General features: G+C 69.6%; 14 protein-coding genes and 1 pseudogene. 12 read left to right on the forward strand and 3 right to left on the reverse strand.

Annotated features, from left to right (window positions below):
• Positions 1 to 49: 49 nt before the first annotated feature.
• Together ACIGO8_RS25370 and acnA are read left to right on the forward strand one after the other, a co-directional pair.
• On the forward strand, positions 50 to 889 hold the full coding sequence (locus ACIGO8_RS25370; RefSeq protein WP_399734939.1) for an alpha/beta fold hydrolase: 840 nt from the start codon (positions 50 to 52) through the stop codon (positions 887 to 889).
• A 170-nt stretch (positions 890 to 1,059) separates the two neighbouring features.
• Positions 1,060 to 3,774 carry an aconitate hydratase AcnA gene (gene acnA / locus ACIGO8_RS25375; RefSeq protein ID WP_399734942.1) on the forward strand — a complete coding sequence of 905 codons (2,715 nt, stop codon included), beginning with the start codon at positions 1,060 to 1,062 and terminating at the stop codon, positions 3,772 to 3,774.
• Between the two features lie 57 nt (positions 3,775 to 3,831).
• Here the strand turns inward: acnA and ACIGO8_RS25380 are convergent, their stop codons facing one another.
• Positions 3,832 to 7,668: a GH92 family glycosyl hydrolase gene (locus ACIGO8_RS25380; protein ID WP_399734945.1), complete on the reverse strand. Its 3,837-nt coding sequence runs from the start codon at positions 7,666 to 7,668 to the stop codon at positions 3,832 to 3,834.
• A gap of 381 nt (positions 7,669 to 8,049) precedes the next feature.
• Here ACIGO8_RS25380 and ngcE point away from each other — a divergent pair, with 381 nt between their 5' ends.
• The 10 genes from ngcE to ACIGO8_RS25430 all read left to right on the forward strand — a co-directional run bounded on the left by ngcE (position 8,050) and on the right by ACIGO8_RS25430 (position 20,813).
• Positions 8,050 to 9,501 (forward strand): N-acetylglucosamine/diacetylchitobiose ABC transporter substrate-binding protein, encoded by a 1,452-nt coding sequence (ngcE, locus tag ACIGO8_RS25385; RefSeq protein WP_399734948.1) that lies wholly within the window; start codon positions 8,050 to 8,052, stop codon positions 9,499 to 9,501.
• Between the two features lie 58 nt (positions 9,502 to 9,559).
• A complete protein-coding gene (locus ACIGO8_RS25390; protein ID WP_399734950.1) occupies positions 9,560 to 10,489 on the forward strand; it encodes a carbohydrate ABC transporter permease in 930 nt (309 codons plus the stop codon).
• 15 nt (positions 10,490 to 10,504) lie between these two features.
• Positions 10,505 to 11,473, forward strand: coding sequence for a carbohydrate ABC transporter permease (locus ACIGO8_RS25395; RefSeq protein ID WP_399734953.1), 969 nt, complete (start codon positions 10,505 to 10,507; stop codon positions 11,471 to 11,473).
• Between the two features lie 177 nt (positions 11,474 to 11,650).
• On the forward strand, positions 11,651 to 12,871 hold the full coding sequence (locus ACIGO8_RS25400) for an ROK family protein (protein WP_399734956.1): 1,221 nt from the start codon (positions 11,651 to 11,653) through the stop codon (positions 12,869 to 12,871).
• Between the two features lie 122 nt (positions 12,872 to 12,993).
• A complete protein-coding gene (locus tag ACIGO8_RS25405; RefSeq protein ID WP_399734958.1) occupies positions 12,994 to 14,094 on the forward strand; it encodes a substrate-binding domain-containing protein in 1,101 nt (366 codons plus the stop codon).
• 143 nt (positions 14,095 to 14,237) lie between these two features.
• Positions 14,238 to 15,053, forward strand: coding sequence for an ATP-binding cassette domain-containing protein (locus tag ACIGO8_RS25410; protein WP_399734960.1), 816 nt, complete (start codon positions 14,238 to 14,240; stop codon positions 15,051 to 15,053).
• Positions 15,050 to 16,375, forward strand: a complete 1,326-nt coding sequence (locus ACIGO8_RS25415) for a sugar ABC transporter permease (RefSeq protein ID WP_399734963.1) — start codon at positions 15,050 to 15,052, stop codon at positions 16,373 to 16,375. Before ACIGO8_RS25410 ends, ACIGO8_RS25415 begins: the two co-directional genes overlap by 4 nt.
• A gap of 204 nt (positions 16,376 to 16,579) precedes the next feature.
• On the forward strand, positions 16,580 to 18,499 hold the full coding sequence (gene dxs / locus ACIGO8_RS25420; RefSeq protein ID WP_399734966.1) for a 1-deoxy-D-xylulose-5-phosphate synthase: 1,920 nt from the start codon (positions 16,580 to 16,582) through the stop codon (positions 18,497 to 18,499).
• Between the two features lie 113 nt (positions 18,500 to 18,612).
• A complete protein-coding gene (locus tag ACIGO8_RS25425; protein WP_399734969.1) occupies positions 18,613 to 20,145 on the forward strand; it encodes an amino acid permease in 1,533 nt (510 codons plus the stop codon).
• Positions 20,146 to 20,285: 140 nt separating this feature from the next.
• Positions 20,286 to 20,813, forward strand: a complete 528-nt coding sequence (locus ACIGO8_RS25430) for a hypothetical protein (RefSeq protein ID WP_399734972.1) — start codon at positions 20,286 to 20,288, stop codon at positions 20,811 to 20,813.
• Positions 20,814 to 20,932: 119 nt separating this feature from the next.
• On the opposite strand, the pseudogene ACIGO8_RS25435 reads toward ACIGO8_RS25430, so the two are convergent.
• Positions 20,933 to 21,283 (reverse strand): annotated as a pseudogene (locus ACIGO8_RS25435) (NTP pyrophosphohydrolase); the annotation flags it as partial.
• Positions 21,284 to 21,312: 29 nt separating this feature from the next.
• Positions 21,313 to 22,404 carry an LCP family protein gene (locus ACIGO8_RS25440; protein ID WP_399734975.1) on the reverse strand — a complete coding sequence of 364 codons (1,092 nt, stop codon included), beginning with the start codon at positions 22,402 to 22,404 and terminating at the stop codon, positions 21,313 to 21,315.
• Positions 22,405 to 22,418: the final 14 nt, after the last annotated feature.

A 22,418-nucleotide genomic window follows, 5' to 3' on the forward strand; every position in this document is an offset into this window, starting at 1 on the left:
CGGGGGCGGGCTCTCGACAGCGCTCATAACCAGGTTGTACAACGTGGTTATGACCTTCTTCACCGCGCCCGACGGCACCCGGCTCGCCCACCGCGTCATCGGCTCGGGCGCGCCCCTCCTCTGCGTCCCCGGCGGGCCCGCCGACTCCGCGTACCTCGGCGACCTCGGCGGACTGACCGCCCACCGCACCCTCGTCGTCCCCGATCTGCGCGGCACCGGCGCCTCCGCCCGTCCCGCGGACCCCGCCACCTACCGCTGCGACCGGCTCGTCGACGACATCGAGGCGCTGCGGGCGCACCTCGGACTCGAACGGATCGAGCTGCTCGGTCACTCGGCCGGCGCGAACGTCGCCGTCCAGTACGCCGCCCGTCACCCGCACCGCGTGGCCCGGCTCGCCCTCGTCACGCCCGGTCTGCGGGCCGTCGGGATCGACGTGCCGGCCGAGGTCCGGCTGGCACTCGCCCGCCGACGCGCCCACGAGCCCTGGTTCCCGGCCGCCTTCGCCGCCCTGGAGGCGATCAACGACGGCACGGGTGCCGACTGGGAGGCCGTCGCACCCTTCTGGTACGGCCGCTGGGACGAGGCCGCCCGTCGGCACCACGCGGCGAGCCGGCCGGACAACCCGGAGGCGGTCGCCGGCTTCGGCGCCGAGGGCGCCTTCACCCCGGCCGCCACCCGGGCCGCGCTCGCCCGGCTCGCCTCGCCCGTCCTGGTGCTCGCGGGAGAGCTCGACCTCAACAGTCCGCCGAGCGCGGTGGCCGGGCTCGCGGCGTGGGTGTCCGACGCCACATTCCCCGTGCAGCCCGGCGCGGGCCACTATCCGTGGCTGGACGACCCCGCCCGGTTCGTCGCGACCGTGGCGGCGTTTCTCGGCGCAAGCCGAGCATGACCGAGCGCCGGTGATGTACTAGAGTTATCTCGACATCGAGATATCTGCCGAGGCGCACCGCTGCCGCCACCCGGTAAGGGTTACCTAACTTAGCCTTACCTTAGCGGATCGACGACGCGTACGTGGCGGCAGGATGCGGTGGAACGCGCACATATATGAAGGAGACTGTCGTGTCGGCGAACAGCTTCGACGCCCGCGCCACGCTGCGCGTGGGCGACGAGTCCTACGAGATCTTCCGCCTGGACAAGGTGGAGGGCTCGGCCCGGCTCCCCTACAGCCTGAAGGTCCTGCTGGAGAACCTCCTCCGCACCGAGGACGGCGCGAACATCACCGCCGACCACATCCGGGCCCTCGGCAACTGGGACTCCCAGGCCCAGCCGAGCCAGGAGATCCAGTTCACGCCGGCGCGCGTGATCATGCAGGACTTCACCGGCGTGCCCTGTGTCGTCGACCTCGCCACCATGCGCGAGGCCGTCAAGGAGCTCGGCGGCGACCCGGCGAAGATCAACCCGCTCGCCCCCGCCGAGCTGGTCATCGACCACTCCGTCATCGCCGACAAGTTCGGCACCAAGGACGCGTTCGGCCAGAACGTCGAGCTCGAGTACGGCCGCAACAAGGAGCGCTACCAGTTCCTGCGCTGGGGCCAGACCGCCTTCGACGAGTTCAAGGTCGTCCCGCCCGGCACCGGCATCGTCCACCAGGTGAACATCGAGCACCTGGCCCGCACCGTCATGGTCCGGGGCGGCCAGGCCTACCCCGACACCCTCGTCGGCACCGACTCGCACACCACCATGGTCAACGGCCTCGGCGTCCTCGGCTGGGGCGTCGGCGGCATCGAGGCCGAGGCCGCCATGCTCGGCCAGCCGGTCTCCATGCTGATCCCGCGCGTCGTCGGCTTCAAGCTCACCGGCGAGCTGCCCACCGGCACCACCGCCACCGACCTGGTCCTCACGATCACCGAGATGCTGCGCAAGCACGGCGTCGTCGGCAAGTTCGTCGAGTTCTACGGCGAGGGCGTCGCGGCCACCAGCCTCGCCAACCGCGCCACCATCGGCAACATGTCGCCCGAGTTCGGCTCCACCGCCGCGATCTTCCCGATCGACGGCGAGACCCTGAACTACCTCAAGCTCACCGGCCGCTCCGAGCAGCAGGTCGCGCTCGTCGAGGCGTACGCCAAGGAGCAGGGCCTCTGGCTCGACCCGGCCGCCGAGCCCGACTTCTCCGAGAAGCTGGAGCTCGACCTCTCCACCGTCGTCCCGTCGATCGCCGGCCCGAAGCGCCCGCAGGACCGCATCGTCCTCGCCAACGCCGCCGAGCAGTTCGCCCAGGACGTGCGCAACTACGTCGACAGCGTCGACGAGGCGGGCCAGGAGTCCTTCCCGGCCTCCGACGCCCCGGCCGTCAGCAGCACGGTCCCGTCGAACCCGGTCCAGGTCACCGCCCCCGACGGCACGACCTACACCCTCGACCACGGCGCCGTCACCGTCGCCGCGATCACCTCCTGCACCAACACCTCGAACCCGTACGTCATGGTCGCCGCCGCGCTCGTCGCGAAGAAGGCCGTGGAGAAGGGCCTGACCCGCAAGCCGTGGGTCAAGACCACCCTCGCCCCGGGCTCGAAGGTCGTCACCGACTACTTCGACAAGGCGGGCCTCACCCCGTACCTCGACAAGGTCGGCTTCAACCTCGTCGGCTACGGCTGCACCACCTGCATCGGCAACTCCGGCCCGCTGCCGGAGGAGGTCTCCAAGGCCGTCAACGAGCACGACCTGGCCGTGACCTCGGTCCTCTCCGGCAACCGGAACTTCGAGGGCCGCATCAACCCCGACGTCAAGATGAACTACCTGGCCTCCCCGCCGCTGGTCGTCGCGTACGCCATCGCGGGCTCCATGAAGGTGGACATCACCAAGGACGCCCTCGGCGTCGACCAGGACGGCAAGCCCGTCTACCTGGCCGACATCTGGCCCTCCGAGGCCGAGGTCAACGACGTCGTCGCCAACGCCATCGGCGAGGACATGTTCAGCAAGTCCTACAGCGACGTCTTCGCGGGCGACGCCCAGTGGCAGGCGCTGCCGATCCCGACCGGCAACACCTTCGAGTGGGACACCGAGTCCACCTACGTCCGCAAGCCCCCGTACTTCGAGGGCATGACGATGGAGACCACCCCGGTCACCGACATCACGGGCGCCCGCGTGCTCGCCAAGCTCGGCGACTCGGTCACCACCGACCACATCTCCCCGGCCGGTGCCATCAAGGCCGACACCCCGGCCGGCCAGTACCTCACCGAGCACGGTGTGGAGCGTCGTGACTTCAACTCCTACGGCTCGCGCCGAGGCAACCACGAGGTCATGATCCGCGGCACCTTCGCCAACATCCGCCTGCGCAACCAGATCGCGCCGGGCACCGAGGGCGGCTACACGCGTGACTTCACGCAGGAGGGCGGCCCGGTCTCCTTCATCTACGACGCCTCGCAGAACTACCAGGCCGCCGGCACCCCGCTGGTCATCCTGGGCGGCAAGGAGTACGGCTCCGGCTCGTCCCGCGACTGGGCCGCCAAGGGCACCGCGCTCCTCGGCGTCAAGGCCGTCATCACCGAGTCGTACGAGCGCATCCACCGCTCGAACCTCATCGGCATGGGCGTCCTGCCGCTGCAGTTCCCGGCCGGCCAGTCGGCCGACTCCCTCGGCCTGACCGGCGAGGAGACCTTCTCCATCACCGGCATCACCGAGCTCAACGAGGGCACCACCCCGAGCACGGTCAAGGTCACCACCGACACCGGTGTCGAGTTCGACGCGGTCGTCCGCATCGACACCCCCGGTGAGGCGGACTACTACCGCAACGGCGGCATCATGCAGTACGTGCTGCGCAACCTGATCCGCGGCTAGGGATCCGAAACGGCAAGGGCCCTCTCCCCACTGGGGAGAGGGCCCTTGCCCGTGCCGTCAGCCCAGCAGCTCGACCTCCGCCAGCTCACCGCCCGGACCCGCGGGCACCAGCCGGTACCTCGCGTACGAGCCGGGCGCCGCGACCGTGAAGACCCGGGTCTGCCGGGCCCAGGCGAAGGACTCGCCCTCCCGCCGGTCCAGGTCCTTCCAGCTCAGCCCGTCCGCCGAACCCTGCAGCACCCAGCCGGCCGGCGCCTTCGCCCGGTCCGCCGACGACGTCAGCGTGTACTGGACCGCCTTCCCGGCCTTCGCCACCGGCAGCTCCACCGGACCGGCCGCCGCACCCGCCGTCGCCGACGTGTCGTCGAACAGCGGCCCCGCGCCACCCGCCAGCAGATCCGCCCGCGGCGCCGGCACCTCGTCGTCCTTCGTGATCGACACCGGGGCCGCCGAAGAACCCGTGCCCCACGCCGACGGCTCCGGGCCCATGTCGAACTTCAGCACGCCGCCCTTCGCCAGCAGGCCGTGCGGCAGCGCCGTCGACGTCCAGCGCTCGCCGTTCAGCCTCACACCCTGGACGTACACGTTCCGGGCGCTGTTGCGCGGGGCCTCCACGACCAGCGTGCGGCCGTTGTCCATCCGCACCGTCGCCTTCGTGAACAGCGGCGACCCGATCGCGTACTCCCCGCTGCCCATCACCAGCGGATAGAAGCCGAGCGAGGAGAACAGGAACCAGGCCGACTGCTCGCCGTTGTCCTCGTCACCGTGATAGCCCTGCCCGATCTCGCTGCCCGTGTACAGCCGGGACAGCACCTCCCGCACCTTCTCGGCCGTCTTCCACGGCTGCCCCGCCGCGTCGTACATGTACGGCACATGGTGCGCGACCTGGTTGGAGTGCCCGTACATGCCCATCCGCACGTCCCGCGCCTCCGTCATCTCGTGGATGACACTGCCGTACGAGCCGGCCACGTCCGGCGAGGCCGTCTCCGGCGTCGAGAAGTACGCGTCGAGCTTCTTGCCGAGGCCCGCCCGCCCGCCGTACAGATTGGCCAGACCACGCGAGTCCTGCGGCGCGGTGAAGGCGTAGCCCCAGCCGTTGGTCTCCGTGTAGTCGTAGCCCCAGACGCGCGGGTCGTACGACTCCGACGGCACCCGCCAGCCGCCCTTGGCGTCCCGGCCCTGGAAGAAGCCCGCCTTGGCGTCGAAGAGCGACACGTACTCCCGCGCCCGGTTCAGGAAGTACTCCGACTCCTCCCGGTACCGCTTCTCGCCGGTCTTCTCGTACAGCGCCCGGCCCATCCGCGCGATGCCGTAGTCGTTGAGATAGCCCTCCAGGGACCAGGACAGGCCCTCGTGGGTCTCCGTCGAGGCGTAACCGGTGAAGGGCGAGGTCTCCATGCCCTTGCGGCCCACACCACGGCTGGGCGGGGCGACGGTGGCGTTCTTCAGGGCCGCCTCGTACGCCGCCTCGGCGTCGAAGTCCACGCCCTTGACGTAGGCGTCGGCGAAGGCCACGTCGGAGGAGGTGCCGGTCATCAGATCCGCGTAGCCGGGCGAGGACCAGCGCGAGATCCAGCCGCCGTCCTTGTACTGCTGCACGAAGCCGTCGACCAGCTCGCCCGCCTTGCCCGGCGTGAGGAAGGAGTAGGCCGGCCAGGTCGTCCGGTAGGTGTCCCAGAAGCCGTTGTTGACGTACGGCCTGCCCTCGACGACCTTCGCACCGGTACGGGTCGGCGTGTCGGGCCCGGCCGGCGCGGAGAAGGGGCTGGCGTACTTGTAGACCGAACCCACCTTCTCGAAGCCGGAGTTGGGATAGAGGTAGAGCCGGTAGAGGCTGGAATAGAGGGTGGTGAGCTGGTCGTGGGTCGCGCCCTCGACCGTGACCCGGCCCAGCACCTCGTCCCAGGCGTCCTGCGCCCGCTCCCGTACGGTCTCGAAGCCGGTGCCCTCCGGGATCTCGTCCGCGAGGTTCGCCTTCGCCTGCTCCACGGAGATCAGCGAGGTCGCGATCCGCAGGTTCACCGTCCGACCCGCGCCCGCGTCGAAGCGGAAGTGGCCCTTCACACCGGCCTCGGTGGGCTTGCCGGAGGCGGTGACCGGCGCGTCGAAGACGCCGTACACGAACATCCGGCCCGCGCCCGTCGACAGACCGCTGCGCACGTCCGAGTAGGCCGTGAAGGAGCGGGTCGCCGGGTCGAGGGTGAGCCCGCCCTGGTCGGTGACGTTGTCGAAGACGACGCTCGCGTCGTCACCGGGATAGGTGAACCGCATCGCGGCGGCGTGGTCGGCCGGGGCGATCTCCGCCTTCAGACCGTTCTCGAACGTGACGCCGTAGTAGTGCGGCTTCGCCGTCTCCTCGGCATGCCGGAAGGGCAGCGCGCGGGCGGTCCGGTCGGTCGGTGGCGCGCCGGCGGCGGCCGAGGGCATCACCTGGAAGGTCTGCCGGTCGCCCATCCACGGGCTCGGCTGGTGGCTGGCGGACAGCGCCTGCAGGGTGGGCAGGTTGTCCGCGTTGTTGCCGCGCGCGTACTCGTAGATCCAGCTCTGCGTCGCCGCGTTGGTCACCGGCGTCCAGAAGTTGAAGCCGTGCGGGACGGCGGTGGCCGGGAAGGTGTTGCCGCGCGAGAAGGAGCCGGAGGAGTGGGTGCCGCGGACCGTCGAGGCGTAGTCGGACAGCCGGTCGTACGGCTCCCGCGGCCGCTTCGGCGCGATCGTCACGTCGTCGATCCAGCCCTGGAACTTCGCCGGGCCCTTCGGCGCGTCGTACGCCACCAGGATCCGGTCCACGGTCCTGCCGTTCGCGACCTCGCCGATCCGCGCGGTGACCTGGTTCCACTGGTTGACGTGCAGCCGCTTGGCGGCGCCCTGGCCCTGCGGCGTGAGCGGCCCGCCGTAGGAGTCGGTGGCACCGAGGTCGCTCAGATAGGTGCCGTCGGTGAAGGCCAGGTCGACGGACACGTTCGTGGCCGGATAGTTCAGGTCCGTCTCGGACGCCGACATCGACGGGAAGATCTTGTACGACAGCTCCGTGTTGCGGACGATCCGGATGTCGACGTCGAAGACCTTGTTGTACGACCAGGCCCGGCCCGCGCCCTTGTGGGTGCCGGCGTAGCGCAGCGCCCGCTTCCCGGTGAAGCCGGCGCCGGCCTTGGCGGTGGGGGAGCCGCTGGGACCGCGGTCGGCCTGGCTGCGCATCTCCTCGGGGACGGGCTGCGAGGTGTCGCCGTTGGAGAACTGGACGTCGGCGAGCTGGGTCAGGCCGGCGCCGGCGTTCCTGGTGATCTCCAGGCGGTAGTGGGCGTAGGCGGTGGCTCCGCCGCCCGCGGCCCCGGGGACGTCGTAGGTCTTCGTCTCGAAGCGCTTGGCGAAGCTCTGCGCGCCGCGGGTGTCGAGGACCGTCCACTCCTTGCCGTCCGCCGAGCCCTTGAGGGTCCAGTCGCGCGGGTCGCGTTCGGCGGCGTCGTTGGCCGAGGTCATGGCGTACGTGGCGAGTTTCACCGGCGTCTCGAGGTCGAACTCGATCCAGGCGGTGGGCTCGAAGACCAGCCACTTGGTGCCCGGCTGGAGGTCGACCAGGTTCTCCTTGACCTCGCCCGCGCCCGCGTTCTCGCCGCTGGCGCGCAGGGCCGTCACCCGGTCGGTGACGTTGCCGGGTATGCCGGTGACGAATCCGCCGTCGACACCCGACGTCCGCTTCTTTCCGTCTAGTCCTGTTTCGACGGTGTTCCGCCAGGTCGGCTGCGGTTCGTCCGCTTCGAAGGAGGTCGTGAACTCTCGTACGGATCCGCCGGACTGATCCGTTCCGCCCGGAAGCGCCTGAGCCACCGTGGGGGTGAGGCTCAGGACCAATGCCGCCGAGGCCGCCAGGCAGACCGCTCTGTGATGGGGACGCATACCGTGTCGTCGCTCCTGCCGCTGGTTCTAGACAACGTTGTCAAACCGCTCGCACGAGCACCCAGGAGACGGGTGAAAGGCCGACGGTGTCAAGGGTGTTGACGAGAATTCGAGGGAGGAACCGGGACAGAAAAGCCAGGGCTGTCCCGCAGGTCTCAACTCGGAGAAGACTGCCGGGGAAAGCCGGTTTCGATCTTGCTCCGGCGGCGGGAAGTGGACTATACCTGTCGGCGTCCCGCCCGTCGTACCACTGCGAACGACGGCCCGACGCCTGCACGACCCAGCTGCAATTGACCGCGGTGGCGGGGCCCTTCGCCGGAGGCGAATCTGTACGGGCGACCGGTACACCGCCTGAGTCCTGAATGAAGGCGAGGACTTAGCATGGGATCCACCTCCGCCCAGAACGACGCCCCGAAGAACGAGGGCCTCGGCCGTCGCGATCTGATCAAGCGTTCCGCCGCACTCGGTCTGATCTCGGTGCCGACCATGAGCTTCCTGTCCGCGTGCGCCTCCAGCGGCGGCGACGACGGCGGCTCCGACAAGCCCAAGGGCGAGAAGACGAAGGACAATCCGTTCGGCGTCGCCAAGGGCGGAAAGATCGACGTCGTCGTCTTCAAGGGCGGATACGGCGACGACTACGCCAAGGCCTGGGAGGCCAGCTTCAACAAGAAGTGGGGCGTCACCGCCACCCACACCGGCACCCAGGAGATCACCGGCAAGCTCCAGCCGCGCTTCAACGCGGGCAACCCGCCGGACCTCGTCGACGACTCCGGCGCCCAGAAGATCAAGATCGACGTCCTGCACAAGAACGGCCAGCTGCTCGACCTCGCCGAGGTCCTCGACGCGCCGTCCGTCGACGACCCGGCCAAGAAGGTCCGCGACACCCTGATCCCCGGCACGCTCGACGCCGGCATCCTGGAGGGCAAGACCGTCGCCCTCAACTACATCTACACGGTGTGGGGCCTGTGGTACTCCGGCAAGCTCTTCAAGGAGAAGGGCTGGACCGAGCCCAAGACCTGGGACGAGTTCCTCGCCATCTGCAAGGACGCCACCTCACAGGGCATCGGCGGCCTCGCCCACCAGGGCAAGTTCCCGTACTACATCAACGTCGCCATCATGGACCTGATCGCCAAGAAGGGCGGTCTCGAGGCCATGAAGGCGATCGACAACCTCGACCCGAAGGCCTTCGTCGGCTCCGACGCCGCCAAGGAGGCCGTCGAGGCGATCTACGAGGTGGTCGAGAAGGGCTACCTCATGCCCGGCACCAACGGCCTCACCCACACCGAGTCCCAGACCCGCTGGAACCAGTACAAGGCCGCCTTCATCACCTGTGGCTCCTGGCTGGAGAACGAGCAGCTCAAGCAGACGCCGGCCGACTTCGACATGAAGTTCATGCCGATGCCACTGCTGCCCGGCAGCAAGATGCCCTACGAGGCGATCCGCGCCGGCTCCGGCGAGCCCTTCATCATCCCGGCCAAGGCCAAGAACCTGCCCGAGGCCAAGGAGTTCATGCGGATGATGCTCTCCAAGGAGTGGTCGACGCTCTTCGCCAAGGAGGCCAACTCGCTCACCATCCTCGCCGACGGCGTGGACCCGAGCGTCAAGCTGCGCCCCGGCACCCAGTCCACGGTCGAGGCCTCCAAGAAGGCCGGCAGCAACACCTTCCGCTTCCTGTACACCGAGTGGTACAGCGAGATGGACACCGAGATCCAGAACGCCTCCAACGAGCTGATGGCCAAGCGCATCCAGCCCGCCGAATGGCTCAAGCGGGCCCAGGCCGCGGTCGACAAGGCGGCCAAGGACCCGGCGGCCAAGAACAACCACCGCGACTGACGCGCGGACACCCATCTCGCGTATCGATCTCGACGGGGACATCAGGGACAGGAACGTCATGCGCAAAGGGCAGTACAAGTTCGTCACGGGCTTCCTCTTCATACCCGTGGCCCTCTATCTGGTCTTCGTCATCTGGCCGTACCTCCAGACCTTCGGCTATTCGCTGACCGACTGGAAGGGCCAGTCGCAGACCTTCTCCTTCGTCGGCCTCGACAACTACGTCGCGCTCTTCGAGGACGACGTCTTCCTGGGAGCGGTCTGGCACAACATCCTGTTCCTGGTGTTCATCCCGGTGATCACCATCCTGCTCGCCCTCTTCCTCGCCTTCATGGTGAACGCGGGCGGGCGCAGCAAGGCCGGCGGCGTCGCGGGCGTCGCCGGATCCAAGTTCTACAAGGTCGTCTACTTCTTTCCGCAGGTGCTCTCGCTCGCGATCCTCGCGGTGCTCTTCGGCGCCGTCTACCGCAGCGACACCGGCGGCATGCTGAACGGCTTCCTGCTGAAGCTCGGGCTGATCGAGGCCGACAAGCCCGTCGAATGGCTCAACGAGCCGAACTTCGTCCTGTGGGCCCTGATCGCGGTCGTGGTCTGGCACGGCGTCGGCTTCTACCTGGTGCTGTTCTCCGCCGCGATGCAGTCCATCCCGAAGGACATCTACGAGGCCGCGCTGATCGACGGCGCGGGCCGCGCCCAGTCCTTCTTCCGCATCACCCTGCCGCTGCTGTGGGACTCCGTGCAGACCGCCTGGGTCTACCTCGGCATCGTCGCCATGGACATGTTCGTCCTGGTCTCCACCATGACCTCGGGCGACTACGGCGGCGGCCCCGACCATCACAGCGAGACCATGTCGACGGTCATGATGCGCAACTTCCTCTACTTCGGTAAGAGCGGTTACGCCTGCGCCATGGGCGTGGTCATGCTGCTGCTCACCCTGATCGTGTCCGTGGTCACGCTGCGCGCCACCCGCCGCGAGCGCCTCGAGTTCTGAGCGGGAGAACCCACGATGACTGCACCCATCCAGAAGTCCGACGCCTCCGCCACGCCGGCCGGGGCCTCCGCAGGAGCCGCCGGGGCCGCCGTGCCCCGTCAGCGCGCCGTCCGCAAGGGCTCCGGGCCGGCCCCGGCGCCGGCCCGCGAGGGCGTCGTCCTGAACGTCTTCTCGCACGGCTTCCTGGCCGTCTGGGCCCTGCTGATCGTGCTGCCGCTGCTGTGGCTGGTGCTCAGCTCCTTCAAGACCGACAGCCAGATCGCCGGCTCGGCCTTCGGCTGGCCGTCCAACTGGTCCTTCGACGTCTTCTCCCGGGCCTGGAACAAGGGCATCGGCGACTACTTCCTGAACACCGTGATCGTCCTGGTGTTCTCGGTGCCGCTGACCATGCTGTTCGGCTCGATGGCGGCGTACGTGCTGGCGCGCTACCAGTTCTGGGGCAACCGGCTGATCTACTACTTCTTCGTGGCCGGCGCGATGTTCCCGGTCTTCCTGGCGCTCGTCCCGCTCTTCTTCATGGTGAAGATGCTCGGGATGCTCAACACCTACCAGGGCCTCATCCTGGTGTACGTCGCCTACTCGATGCCGTTCACCGTCTTCTTCATGCACTCCTTCTTCCGGACGCTGCCGACGGCCGTCTTCGAGGCCGCGGTCCTGGACGGCGCCTCGCACACCCGGGCCTTCTTCCAGGTGATGCTGCCGATGGCGAAGCCGGGTCTGCTCAGCGTGGGCATCTTCAACACGCTCGGGCAGTGGAACCAGTTCGTGCTGCCGACGGTGCTCATGCAGCCGCAGACCGGTGACGACCCGGAGCGGTACGTGCTGACGCAGGGCCTGATCCAGCTCCAGCAGCAGCAGGGCTACGAGACGGACCTGCCGGTGCTCTTCGCCGGCGTCACCATCGCCATGATCCCGATGCTGGTGGTCTACCTGTCCTTCCAGCGGCAGGTCCAGGCGGGTCTCACCTCGGCCACGCTGAAGTAGCGAGGACGAGGAAGAGACGGTCCAGGCGCTGCTCGGTCCGGCCCCGGGGGAGTGGGTTTCCCCGGGGCCGGACCTTTTCCATCCGGATACGACTGCCGTCGAGGACTTGACGACGACAAGCCCCTCGAAGGAGCTTGGACTTCATAACTTGTACACGTCGTAGGGTGGAGAGAGTCAATGGAGACTCCGGGGTCGCAGTCCTCGCTGCACCGGGCCAATCTGGAGCGGGTCGTCCGGGCGGTACGGATGGCCGGATCGCTCACCCAGGCCGAGATCGCCCGGTCGACCGGGCTGTCCGCCGCCACGGTCTCCAACATCGTGCGGGAGCTGAAGGACGGCGGGACCGTGGAGGTCACGCCGACCTCCGCCGGAGGCCGCCGGGCCCGCAGCGTCTCGCTCAGCGGCGACGCGGGCATCGTCATCGGGGTCGACTTCGGCCACACCCACCTGCGGGTCGCGGTGGGCAACCTGGCCCATCAGGTGCTGGCCGAGGAGGCCGAGCCGCTGGATGTGGACGCCTCGGCCGCGGAGGGCTTCGACCGGGCGGAACAGCTGGTCAGCCGGCTGATCGCGGCGACCGGCATCGGCCGGGACAAGGTGGTCGGCGTCGGTCTCGGCGTGCCGGGCCCGATCGACGTGTCCTCGGGCACGCTGGGCTCCACGTCGATCCTGCCGGGCTGGAGCGGGATCAATCCGGCCGACGAGCTGTCGGCCCGGCTGGGCGTGCCCGTGCACGTCGACAACGACGCCAACCTCGGCGCGCTCGGCGAGCTGGTCTGGGGCAGCGGCCGGGGCGTGAAGGACCTCGCGTACATCAAGGTGGCCAGCGGTGTCGGTGCCGGCCTGGTGATAGACGGCCGCGTCTACCGGGGCCCGGGCGGCACGGCCGGCGAGATCGGCCACATCACGCTCGACGAGTCGGGGCCGGTGTGCCGCTGCGGCAACCGGGGCTGCCTGGAGACCTTCACGGCGGCCCGTTACGTCCTGCCGCTGCTCCAGCCCTCGCACGGGCCGGACCTGACCATGGAGCGGGTGGTCCAGCTGGCCCGGGAGGGCGATCCCGGCTGCCGGCGGGTGATCGCCGACGTGGGCCGGCACATCGGCAGCGGTGTCGCCAACCTCTGCAATCTTCTGAACCCGAGCCGGGTGGTCCTGGGCGGTGATCTGGCCGAGGCGGGCGAGCTGGTCCTCGCGCCCATCCGGGACTCCGTGTCGCGCTACGCCATTCCCAGCGCCGCCCGCCAGCTGTCGCTGGCCCCGGGAGCGCTGGGCGGCCGCGCGGAGGTGCTGGGCGCGCTCGCGCTCGTGCTGAGCGAGATGGGCGATTCGCCGCTTCTGCAGAGTTCTGTCAGCGCCCCGTCGGGCTCGCCGTCGGCGCCTCAGCCTGCCTTCACTTAGATAACGGATGGCACCGTTGTCATCTCGTTAAGGATTTACTCCTTGACGTCGACCCTGCGGCCGAGTTGACTTCCAGCCACCTCGGCCGCAATGTCGCGGCCTCGTCAGGGAGGCAACCCCACATGAACGCAGTGACGCGTCGCGTCGTCATAGGCACGGCCGCGGTTTCCATGGCCCTCTCCCTCGCCGCCTGTGGCAAGGCCGGCGACAACGGTTCCGGCGACTCGGGCGGCGGCGACGGCAAGACCATCGGTCTGCTGCTGCCGGAGAACAAGACCACGCGCTACGAGACCTTCGACCGCCCCATCATGGAGGCGAAGATCAAGGCCCTCTGCGCCGACTGCGAGGTCAAGTACAACAACGCCGCGCAGGACACCGAGACCCAGAAGAAGCAGTTCGACGCGCTCGTCACGCAGGGCGTGAAGGTCATCATCCTGGACTCGGTCGACTACAAGGCCACCAAGTCCTGGGTCCAGCAGGCCGAGAAGAAGGGCGTCAAGGTCGTCGCGTACGACCGTCTGGCCGAGGGCCCGATCTCCGCCTACGTCTCCTACGACAACGAGAAGATCGGCCGCCTCCAGGGCGAGGCCCTCGTGAAGTCGCTGGGCGACAAGGCGAAGGACGCCAACGTTGTCATGATCAACGGCTCGCCGACCGACCCGAACGCCCCGCTGTTCAAGAAGGGCGCCCACAGCGTCATCGACAGCGCCGTCAAGAAGGTCGTCTACGAGCAGGACATCCCGGACTGGTCGCCGGACGAGGCCAACAAGAAGATGGGCGCCGCCATCGACTCGCTGGGCAAGACCGGCTTCCAGGGCGTCTACTCCGCCAACGACGGCATGGCCGGCGGCATCATCACCGCCCTCAACAAGCAGGGCGTCAAGGTCCCGGTCGGCGGCCAGGACGCCGAACTCGCCGGTCTGCAGCGCATCCTGAAGGGCGACCAGGCCTTCACGATCTACAAGCAGATCAAGCCCGAGGCCGAGACCACCGCCGAGATCGCCGTCAAGCTCCTCAAGGGCGAGAAGATCGACGACCTCGTCCCGGTCAAGGTCACCAGCCTCACCGGCGAGTTCAAGGACATCCCGGCCAAGCTCTACGACGCGCAGGTCGTGACCAAGGAGAACATCGGCTCCACGATCATCGCCGACAACGTCTACAAGGCGGCCGACATCTGCACCGCCGAGTACAAGGCGGCCTGCGAGGCGGCGGGCATCAAGTAGCCCGCCCCGTCCCCCCGGAACCGGTCCGGCGCCTCCCGCCCCGTACACACGCCCCGCAAGCGGGGGCGGGGCGCCGGACTCCCCTCGCGAAACCTCGCAGTACCTTCTCGCACCACATCCCCGCCGGTCAGGCGGCGAAGGAGATGATTCACGTGTCCGCTGCGCCCGTGCTGGCGTTGCGCGGGGTCTCCAAGCGGTTCGGCGCCGTCCAGGTGCTCACCGATGTCGATCTGGAGATCCATGCCGGAGAGGTCGTCGCCCTGGTGGGCGACAACGGCGCCGGCAAGTCCACCCTCGTCAAGACGATCTCGGGCGTCCACCCGATCGACGAGGGCACCATCGAGTGGGACGGCCGCCCCGTCCAGATCACCAAGCCCCACGACTCCCAGAACCTCGGGGTCGCGACCGTCTACCAGGACCTGGCGCTCTGCGACAACCTCGACGTCGTCGCCAACCTCTTCCTCGGCAGCGAGCTCAGCTCCGGCTCCGTCCTCGACGAGATCGCCATGGAGAAGCGCGCCCGGGAGCTCCTGGACACCCTGTCCATCCGCATCCCGTCGGTCCGCATACCCGTCGCCGCCCTCTCCGGCGGCCAGCGCCAGGTCGTGGCCATCGCCCGCGCCCTGATCGGCGACCCGAAGATCGTCATCCTGGACGAGCCCACCGCCGCCCTCGGCGTCGAGCAGACCGCACAGGTGCTCGACCTGGTGGAGCGGCTGCGCGAGCGCGGCCACGGCGTCATCCTCATCAGCCACAACATGGCCGACGTCCGCGCCGTCGCGGACAAGGTCGCCGTGCTCCGCCTCGGCCGCAACAACGGTGTCTTCGACGTCAAGGACACCAGCCACGAGACGATCATCGCCGCCATCACCGGTGCCACGGACAACGCCGTGACCCGCCGGCAGGCGCGGATCGCCGAGACCGCCGAGAACACCGCCGAGAAGGGGGCCGCCAAGTGAGCGACCTCGCCAAGACCCCCGAAGCCTCCGAGGCTCCCGAAGCCTCCGAGGTCCCCGCGGCCTCCGGGACCCCCGAGGAGTCCGCGGCTCCCGTCCCGGCCGTCGACCCGCGCCTGCTCGTCCGCGAGGAGGGCCTCAAGGGTTACTGGACGGAGTTCACCCGCAAGATCCGCGGCGGCGAGCTCGGCTCCCTGCCCGTGATCCTCGGCCTGATCGTCATCGCGATCGTCTTCCAGCTCCAGAACAGCAACTTCCTGTCCGCGAGCTCCGTCGCCAACGTCGCCGTCTACGCCTCCGGCCTCGGCATCATGGCGGTCGGCATCGTCTTCGTGCTCGTCCTCGGCGAGATCGACCTGTCCATGGGCTCGGTCGCCGGCGTCGGCGCCGCCGTCTGGGCCGGCCTCCAGGTCAGCAACGGCATGAACGAGTGGCTGTCGATCGTGATCGCGGTGCTCAGCGGCACCGTCATCGGCGCGCTCCACGGCTTCTTCTTCGCCAAGATCGGCGTGCCCGCCTTCGTCGTCACCCTCGCGGGCTTCCTCGGCTGGATGGGCCTGCAGGAGTGGCTCATGGGCGGCGAGGGCTCCATCAACACGCCGTCCGGCAGCGTGGTGGAGAACCTCACCAACTACTTCTTCGCCGACAAGATCGCCGCCTACGGCCTGGCCCTGGTCGCCGTGGCCGGCTACGTGCTGTCGCTGCTGCGTGACAGCGGCCGCCGCAAGGCCGCCCGGCTCCCGGCCCGCCCGGTCAGCGAGATCGTGCTGCGCGCCGCCGTCGTCGCGGTCCTGGTCTTCGCCGTGGCGTACGTCATGAACGAGCCCGCCGGCGCCCGCGGCCTGCCGCTCGCCCTGGTGCTCTTCCTGGCCGTCCTGGTCCTCGCCGACTTCGTCGCCCGCCGCACCCTCTTCGGCCGCAAGGTCTTCGCGGTCGGCGGCAACGCCGAGGCGGCCCGCCGCGCCGGCATCAACGTCGACCGGGTCCGGATCGCGGTCTTCGCGATCTCCGGCACGCTCGCCGCCTTCGGCGGCCTGTTCATCGCGAGCCTCTCCGGCGGCGCGACCAAGAGCCTCGGCGGCGGCAACACGCTGATGCTGGTCATCGCCGCGGCCGTGATCGGCGGCACCAGCCTCTTCGGCGGCCGCGGCAAGGTCTGGTCCGCGCTCCTGGGCATGATCGTGATCCAGTCGATCCAGCAGGGTCTCAACATGATCGGCATGTCCAACGCGATCCAGAACATGATCACCGGCGCGGTGCTGCTCGCCGCCGTCGTGATCGACTCGGTCTCCCGCCGCACGCAGAAGACCGCGGGACGCGCGTAACGCACATCACGGACAGTCCGCCCGGCGCCGGGAAACCGGCGCCGGGCACTGCTGCGTCCGGACCAGTGGACGGGGCAGAAGGATCAGCGGTGTGTCGGCCATCCGGGTGGCGTGCCACCCCCGGCCCGATGCCCACGATCCAAGACGGAACATTAGACTCGACAAATCGGCAAGCTCGACCAGTTCAAACGCAAGGAGGCACGGGTGGCTCTGCTGACCCGTATCAGGGGACCGCGAGATCTGGACCGGCTCTCCTCGGAACAGCTGGACCAGCTGGCCGAAGAGATCAGGTCGTTCCTCGTGGACGCCGTCTCCAAGACCGGCGGGCACCTCGGTCCCAACCTCGGCGTGGTCGAGCTGACCATCGCCCTGCACCGCGTCTTCGACTCGCCCAAGGACAAGGTCCTGTGGGACACCGGCCACCAGAGCTACGTGCACAAGCTGCTCACCGGCCGGCAGGACTTCTCCAAGCTCAAGATGAAGGGCGGCCTGTCGGGCTACCCGTCGCAGGCCGAGTCCGAGCACGACGTCATCGAGAACTCGCACGCCTCCACCGTCCTCGGCTGGGCCGACGGCCTCGCCAAGGCCAACCAGATCCTGCGCAAGGACGACCACGTCGTCGCCGTCATCGGTGACGGCGCGCTGACCGGCGGCATGGCCTGGGAGGCGCTCAACAACATCGCCGACGCCAAGGACCGCCAGGTCGTCATCGTCGTCAACGACAACGAGCGTTCCTACGCCCCGACCATCGGCGGCCTCGCCAACCACCTGGCCACCCTGCGCACCACCGACGGCTACGAGCGCTTCCTCGCCCGCGGCAAGGACATCCTGGAGCGCACCCCGGTCGTCGGCAAGCCGCTCTACGAGACCCTGCACGGCGCCAAGAAGGGCCTGAAGGACTTCATCGCCCCGCAGGGCATGTTCGAGGACCTCGGCCTGAAGTACGTCGGCCCCATCGACGGCCACGACATCGAGGCCCTGGAGTCGGCGCTCACCCGCGCCAAGCGCTTCGGCGGCCCGGTCATCGTGCACTGCCTCACCGAGAAGGGCCGCGGCTACCAGCCCGCGCTCCAGGACGAGGCCGACCGCTTCCACGCCGTCGGCAAGATCCACCCGGACACCGGTCTGCCGATCGCCTCCTCCGGCGCCGACTGGACCAGCGTCTTCGGCGAGGAGATGGTCGCGCTCGGCAAGGAGCGCGAGGACATCGTCGCGATCACCGCGGCCATGCTCCAGCCGGTCGGCCTCGACCGCTTCGCCAAGGCCTTCCCCGAGCGGGTGTTCGACGTCGGCATCGCCGAGCAGCACGCCGCGGTCTCCGCGGCCGGCCTCGCCACCGGCGGCCTCCACCCGGTCTTCGCGGTCTACGCGACCTTCCTCAACCGCGCCTTCGACCAGGTCCTCATGGACGTGGCCCTGCACAAGTGCGGCGTCACCTTCGTGCTCGACCGCGCCGGCGTCACCGGCACCGACGGCGCCTCCCACAACGGCATGTGGGACATGTCGATCCTCCAGGTCGTGCCCGGCCTCAGGCTCGCCGCGCCGCGTGACGCCGACCAGGTCCGCGCCCAGCTGCGCGAGGCCGTCGAGGTCACCGACGCGCCCACCGTGGTCCGCTTCTCCAAGGGCGCGGTCGGCCCGGCCGTCCCCGCCGTGCGCCGCGTCGGCGGCATGGACGTGCTGCGCGAGGCCGGCACCGACACGCCCGACGTGCTCCTCGTCTCGGTCGGCGCGCTGGCGCCCATGTGCCTGGAGATCGCCGGCCTCCTCGACCAGCAGGGCATCTCCACGACCGTCGTCGACCCGCGCTGGGTCAAGCCGGTCGACGAGGCCCTCGCGCCGCTCGCCGAGCAGCACCGGGTGGTCGTCACCGTCGAGGACAACAGCCGGGCCGGCGGCGTCGGCTCCGCCGTCGCCCAGGCCCTGCGGGACGCCGGAGTGGACGTGCCGCTGCGTGACTTCGGCATCCCGCCGCGCTTCCTCGACCACGCCTCGCGCGCCGAGGTGCTCGCCGAGATCGGGCTGACCGCCCCGGACATCGCGCGCCAGGTGACCGGCCTGGTCTCGCGCCTGGACGGCCGCTTCGAGACCAGCGCCCAGGCGGTCGAGCCCGCCCGGGACTGACCCGCCGTCGGCTCACCTTCGTCACACCGCGTCACCTTTGGGCCGGTCGCGCCACCCTTACGGGTGCCGACCGGCCCTTTGGCGTGCATCCTGACCTGAGGACGGGCAGCCCCATGGCAGGGAGGTACGACGTGAGTACGGACCAGCAGCCACGCGCGAACTCCGGGATGTTCCGGACCAAGTCGGTCGAGCAGTCGATCCGCGACACCGAGGAGCCGGAGCACGCCCTCAAGAAGTCGCTGTCCGCCTGGGACCTGACGGTGTTCGGCGTCGGCGTCATCATCGGCACCGGCATCTTCGTCCTGACGGGCAAGGTGGCCAAGGAGAACGCGGGCCCGGCGACGGCCCTGGCCTTCGTCGCCGCCGGCATCGTCTGCGCCCTCGCCGCCCTGTGCTACGCGGAGTTCGCCTCGACGGTGCCGGTCGCCGGTTCGGCGTACACCTTCGCGTACGCCTCGATCGGCGAGCTGCCGGCCTGGATCATCGGCTGGGACCTCGTCCTGGAGTTCGCGCTCGGCACCGCCGTCGTCGCCGTCGGCTGGTCGGGCTACGTGCGCTCGCTGATGGACAACATCGGATGGCATCTGCCGGCCGCGCTCGAAGGACCGGACGTGCCCGGCGGCACCTTCGACCTCCTGGCCTTCCTGCTGGTGCTGGTGCTGACGGTCATTCTGGTGCTCGGCATGAAGCTGTCCGCCCGGATCACCGCGATCGTCGTCGCGATCAAGGTCACCGTCGTGATGATCGTGATCATCGCCGGTCTGTTCTTCGTCGTCGGCGACAACTACAAGCCCTTCATCCCGCCCGCGGTCACCCCGCCCGGCGGCGGCTCCAACTGGGACTCGCCGATGGTCCAGCTGATCTTCGGTTACGAGCCGACGAACTTCGGCGTCATGGGCATCTTCACCGCCGCGTCCGTCGTCTTCTTCGCCTTCATCGGCTTCGACGTGGTCGCCACCGCGGCCGAGGAGACCAAGCTGCCGCAGCGCGACATGCCCCGCGGCATCCTCGGCTCGCTCCTCATCTGCACCGTGCTGTACGTGGCGGTCGCCCTCGTCGTCACCGGCATGGAGAAGTACACGGAGCTGTCCACCAGCGCCCCGCTCGCCGACGCCTTCAAGGCCGTGGGCCACCCGTTCTACGCGGGCGTCATCAGCTTCGGCGCCGCCGTCGGCCTCACCACGGTGTGCCTGATCCTGCTGCTCGGCCAGACCCGCGTCTTCTTCGCGATGAGCCGCGACGGGCTGCTGCCCCGCTTCTTCTCCGTGACGCACCCGCGCTTTCGGACTCCGTACCGGCCGACGATCCTGCTCGGCGTCATCATCGCGATCGTCGCCGGCTTCACCAGCATCAACGAGCTGGCGACGCTGGTGAACATCGGCACGCTCTTCGCCTTCGTGGTGGTCGCGGCCGGTGTGATGGTGCTGCGCCGCAGCCGCCCCGACCTCCACCGGTCCTTCCGCACGCCGTGGGTGCCGGTGCTGCCGATCCTCTCCATCGCCGCCTCGGTCTGGCTGATGCTCAACCTGCCGGCCGAGACCTGGTTCCGCTTCGCCGTCTGGATGGTGATCGGCTTGGTCGTCTACTTCCTGTACGGCCGCAGGAACAGCCGCCTCGGCCGGCTGGGCCAGGACGCGAAGTACTGAGCGGTGCCGGCGCCGACGGGTGCCGGGAGCAGGGGCCGGGAAGTGGAACTTCCCGGCCCCTTCGCGCGTTGCGAGGACGACCTGATCGTTCGACGCGTGACGTGGCGGCGGTGCCGCCAGTCGGGGGAAGTGAGCAACCCATGGCCATGGTCGGCCTGTTCTGGATCGCCGAGGGCGATGTGTACGTGGGCGCGAAGCCGTCCGGACTGGCGCCCGGCGTGCGCCTGACCACCCAGGGCGTCATGGGTCTCGGCGACGGCCAGAGCGTGCTCCATCTGTGGGAGGACGTGCGGGCCCTGACCGTGGCGGACGTGCCCGTGAAGACCCTGAAGCGGCAGGTCGGCGCCTTCGCCGACGTGGCCCTGGACACGGTGATGAACCTCGCGGTGCCGATCGGTCCGACCCGGACGGGCGACGCCCCGCCGATGATGCGGCTGTGCGTGGAGGCCCGCGACGGCGAGCACGAGCTGTCCGCCTACGTGGCGGCGGCCGTCGGCTACTCCGCGGCCGAGGCCGACCTCTCCCGGGCCGTGCTGTCCCGGCTCACGGAAGGCGCCGCGACGATGGAGACGACGCTGGCGGCGATGGCGGCGTGGGGCCGCTCGTGGGAGGGCGGCTCACCCCGCCAGGCACAGCGCGAGGACCTGCTGCGGGAGTGGGCGGCCTAATCCGCCGCCGAGGACGGGCCTCCGGCGGACGGGCCTTCGGCGGACGGGCCTTCGGAGGTCGGGCCGGCTTCGGGCGGGTCCTCGGCGGGTGAGCCCGAGGAGGAGCGGCGCTCGGACGGCAGGCTGCGGGGCCCCACGCAGCGGGCTCCGGTCTCCTCGACGCGCCGGCGCAGGGCGCGGTCGGCCGTGACCACCAGGCACGGCCGGCCCTGTGCGTTCCGGGCCAGCTCGGCGATCAGGTCGTCGCCGCTGCCGGACGCCTCCTCGACCCGTACTCCCGGCACGGAGGCGACGCCCCGCGCCCGGCCCTCCACGACGAGCACGATCTCGTACGGGAGGCCGTCGGGCCCGCCGTGCTCGGCGAGCCGGTCGCGGAGCCGTTCGGCGGCCCCGCGCCGGTCCTTCCACCAGCCGTCGGGCACCGAGCCCACCACGTTGGCGCCGTCCACGACGAGCAGGGGCAGAGTCATGCCCTCAGGATGTCAGCACGTCGGCTTCGTCAGCCGCCGGTGGCCGGTGACTTCTTCGCGGACTCCGGGATGTCGGTGTCCTCGCGGATCGCGGTCCACAGCTGCTTGGCGGCGGGCTCGTGGGCCACGACCCGGTTCGGGTCCTTCTTGTCGTACGCCACCGGGAGCATGATCGTCTCCATGTTCGCCGGGTCGACGCCGTTCAGGCTGCGGGCGTAGTCGCCGAGCGCGGTGAGCGAGGCGAGTTCGGCGTCGGTGGTGAGCGCCTTGGTGGCCGAGTCGGCGATCTCGTACGTCTTGGCGGGGCTGCCCAGCAGGTCCTGCCGCTTGACCTCGGTCAGCAGCGCGGTGAGGAACTTCTGCTGGTTGCCGATCCGGCCGAGGTCGCTGCCGTCGCCCACGCCGTAGCGGGTCCGCACGAAGGCCAGTGACTGCGTGCCGTCCAGGCGCTGCGGGCCGGCGGCGAGGTCGAGGCCCGAGTGGGTGTCCTTGATCGGCCGCTCGACGTCGACGGTCACTCCGCCGATGGCGTCGACCAGGTCCTTGAAGCCGGCGAAGTCGATCTCCATGTAGTGGTCGAGCCGGACGCCGGACATCTTCTCGACCGTCTTGACCACGCAGGCCGGACCGTACTGGGAGTAGACCGAGTTGAACATCACGCGCTGGGCCGACGGCGCCGTGCCGCCGCCCTTGCGGGTGCACTCCGGCCGGGTGACCAGGGTGTCGCGGGGGATGCTGACGGCCACGGCCCGGGTCCGTCCCTCCGGGATGTGCACCACGAGCGCGGTGTCCGAGCGGGCGCCGCTGACCGCGGCCCCGTCGAGAGCGGCGTTGGCCCCGGCCCGCGAGTCCGAGCCGAGCACCAGCAGGTTCTGTCCGGTGGTGGGCACCTTGGCCGGCCGGTCGTCGCCGAGTTCCTTGGTGATGTCGACGGCTTTGATGTTGCCGTCGATGCTCGCGTACATCCAGTAGAGCCCGCCGCCGGCGGCGAGGACGAGCACGAGCAGGACCAGCAGCACGATCCGGCCGGTCCTGCGCTTACGGGGTGCCTTGCGGCCCCGCCTGCCGGCCGGGAGATCCCGGTCCCCGTGGGCGGCCGGCCGGCGTACGTCCTGCGTCATGCTGCGAGTCCTCC

This window comes from Streptomyces sp. NPDC053493, assembly GCF_044544825.1.
Lineage (GTDB): Bacteria > Actinomycetota > Actinomycetes > Streptomycetales > Streptomycetaceae > Streptomyces.

Excerpts from the sequence above, each read along its gene's own strand:
- ACIGO8_RS25370 (WP_399734939.1), top strand. The coding sequence starts at position 50 with ATGACCTTCTTCACCGCGCCCGACGGCACCCGGCTCGCCCACCGCGTC.
- ACIGO8_RS25380 (WP_399734945.1), bottom strand. The coding sequence starts at position 7,668 with ATGCGTCCCCATCACAGAGCGGTCTGCCTGGCGGCCTCGGCGGCATTG.
- ngcE (WP_399734948.1), top strand. The coding sequence starts at position 8,050 with ATGGGATCCACCTCCGCCCAGAACGACGCCCCGAAGAACGAGGGCCTC.
- ACIGO8_RS25390 (WP_399734950.1), top strand. The coding sequence starts at position 9,560 with ATGCGCAAAGGGCAGTACAAGTTCGTCACGGGCTTCCTCTTCATACCC.
- ACIGO8_RS25395 (WP_399734953.1), top strand. The coding sequence starts at position 10,505 with ATGACTGCACCCATCCAGAAGTCCGACGCCTCCGCCACGCCGGCCGGG.
- ACIGO8_RS25400 (WP_399734956.1), top strand. The coding sequence starts at position 11,651 with ATGGAGACTCCGGGGTCGCAGTCCTCGCTGCACCGGGCCAATCTGGAG.
- ACIGO8_RS25405 (WP_399734958.1), top strand. The coding sequence starts at position 12,994 with ATGAACGCAGTGACGCGTCGCGTCGTCATAGGCACGGCCGCGGTTTCC.
- ACIGO8_RS25410 (WP_399734960.1), top strand. The coding sequence starts at position 14,238 with ATGATTCACGTGTCCGCTGCGCCCGTGCTGGCGTTGCGCGGGGTCTCC.
- ACIGO8_RS25425 (WP_399734969.1), top strand. The coding sequence starts at position 18,613 with ATGGCAGGGAGGTACGACGTGAGTACGGACCAGCAGCCACGCGCGAAC.
- ACIGO8_RS25430 (WP_399734972.1), top strand. The coding sequence starts at position 20,286 with ATGGCCATGGTCGGCCTGTTCTGGATCGCCGAGGGCGATGTGTACGTG.
- ACIGO8_RS25440 (WP_399734975.1), bottom strand. The coding sequence starts at position 22,404 with ATGACGCAGGACGTACGCCGGCCGGCCGCCCACGGGGACCGGGATCTC.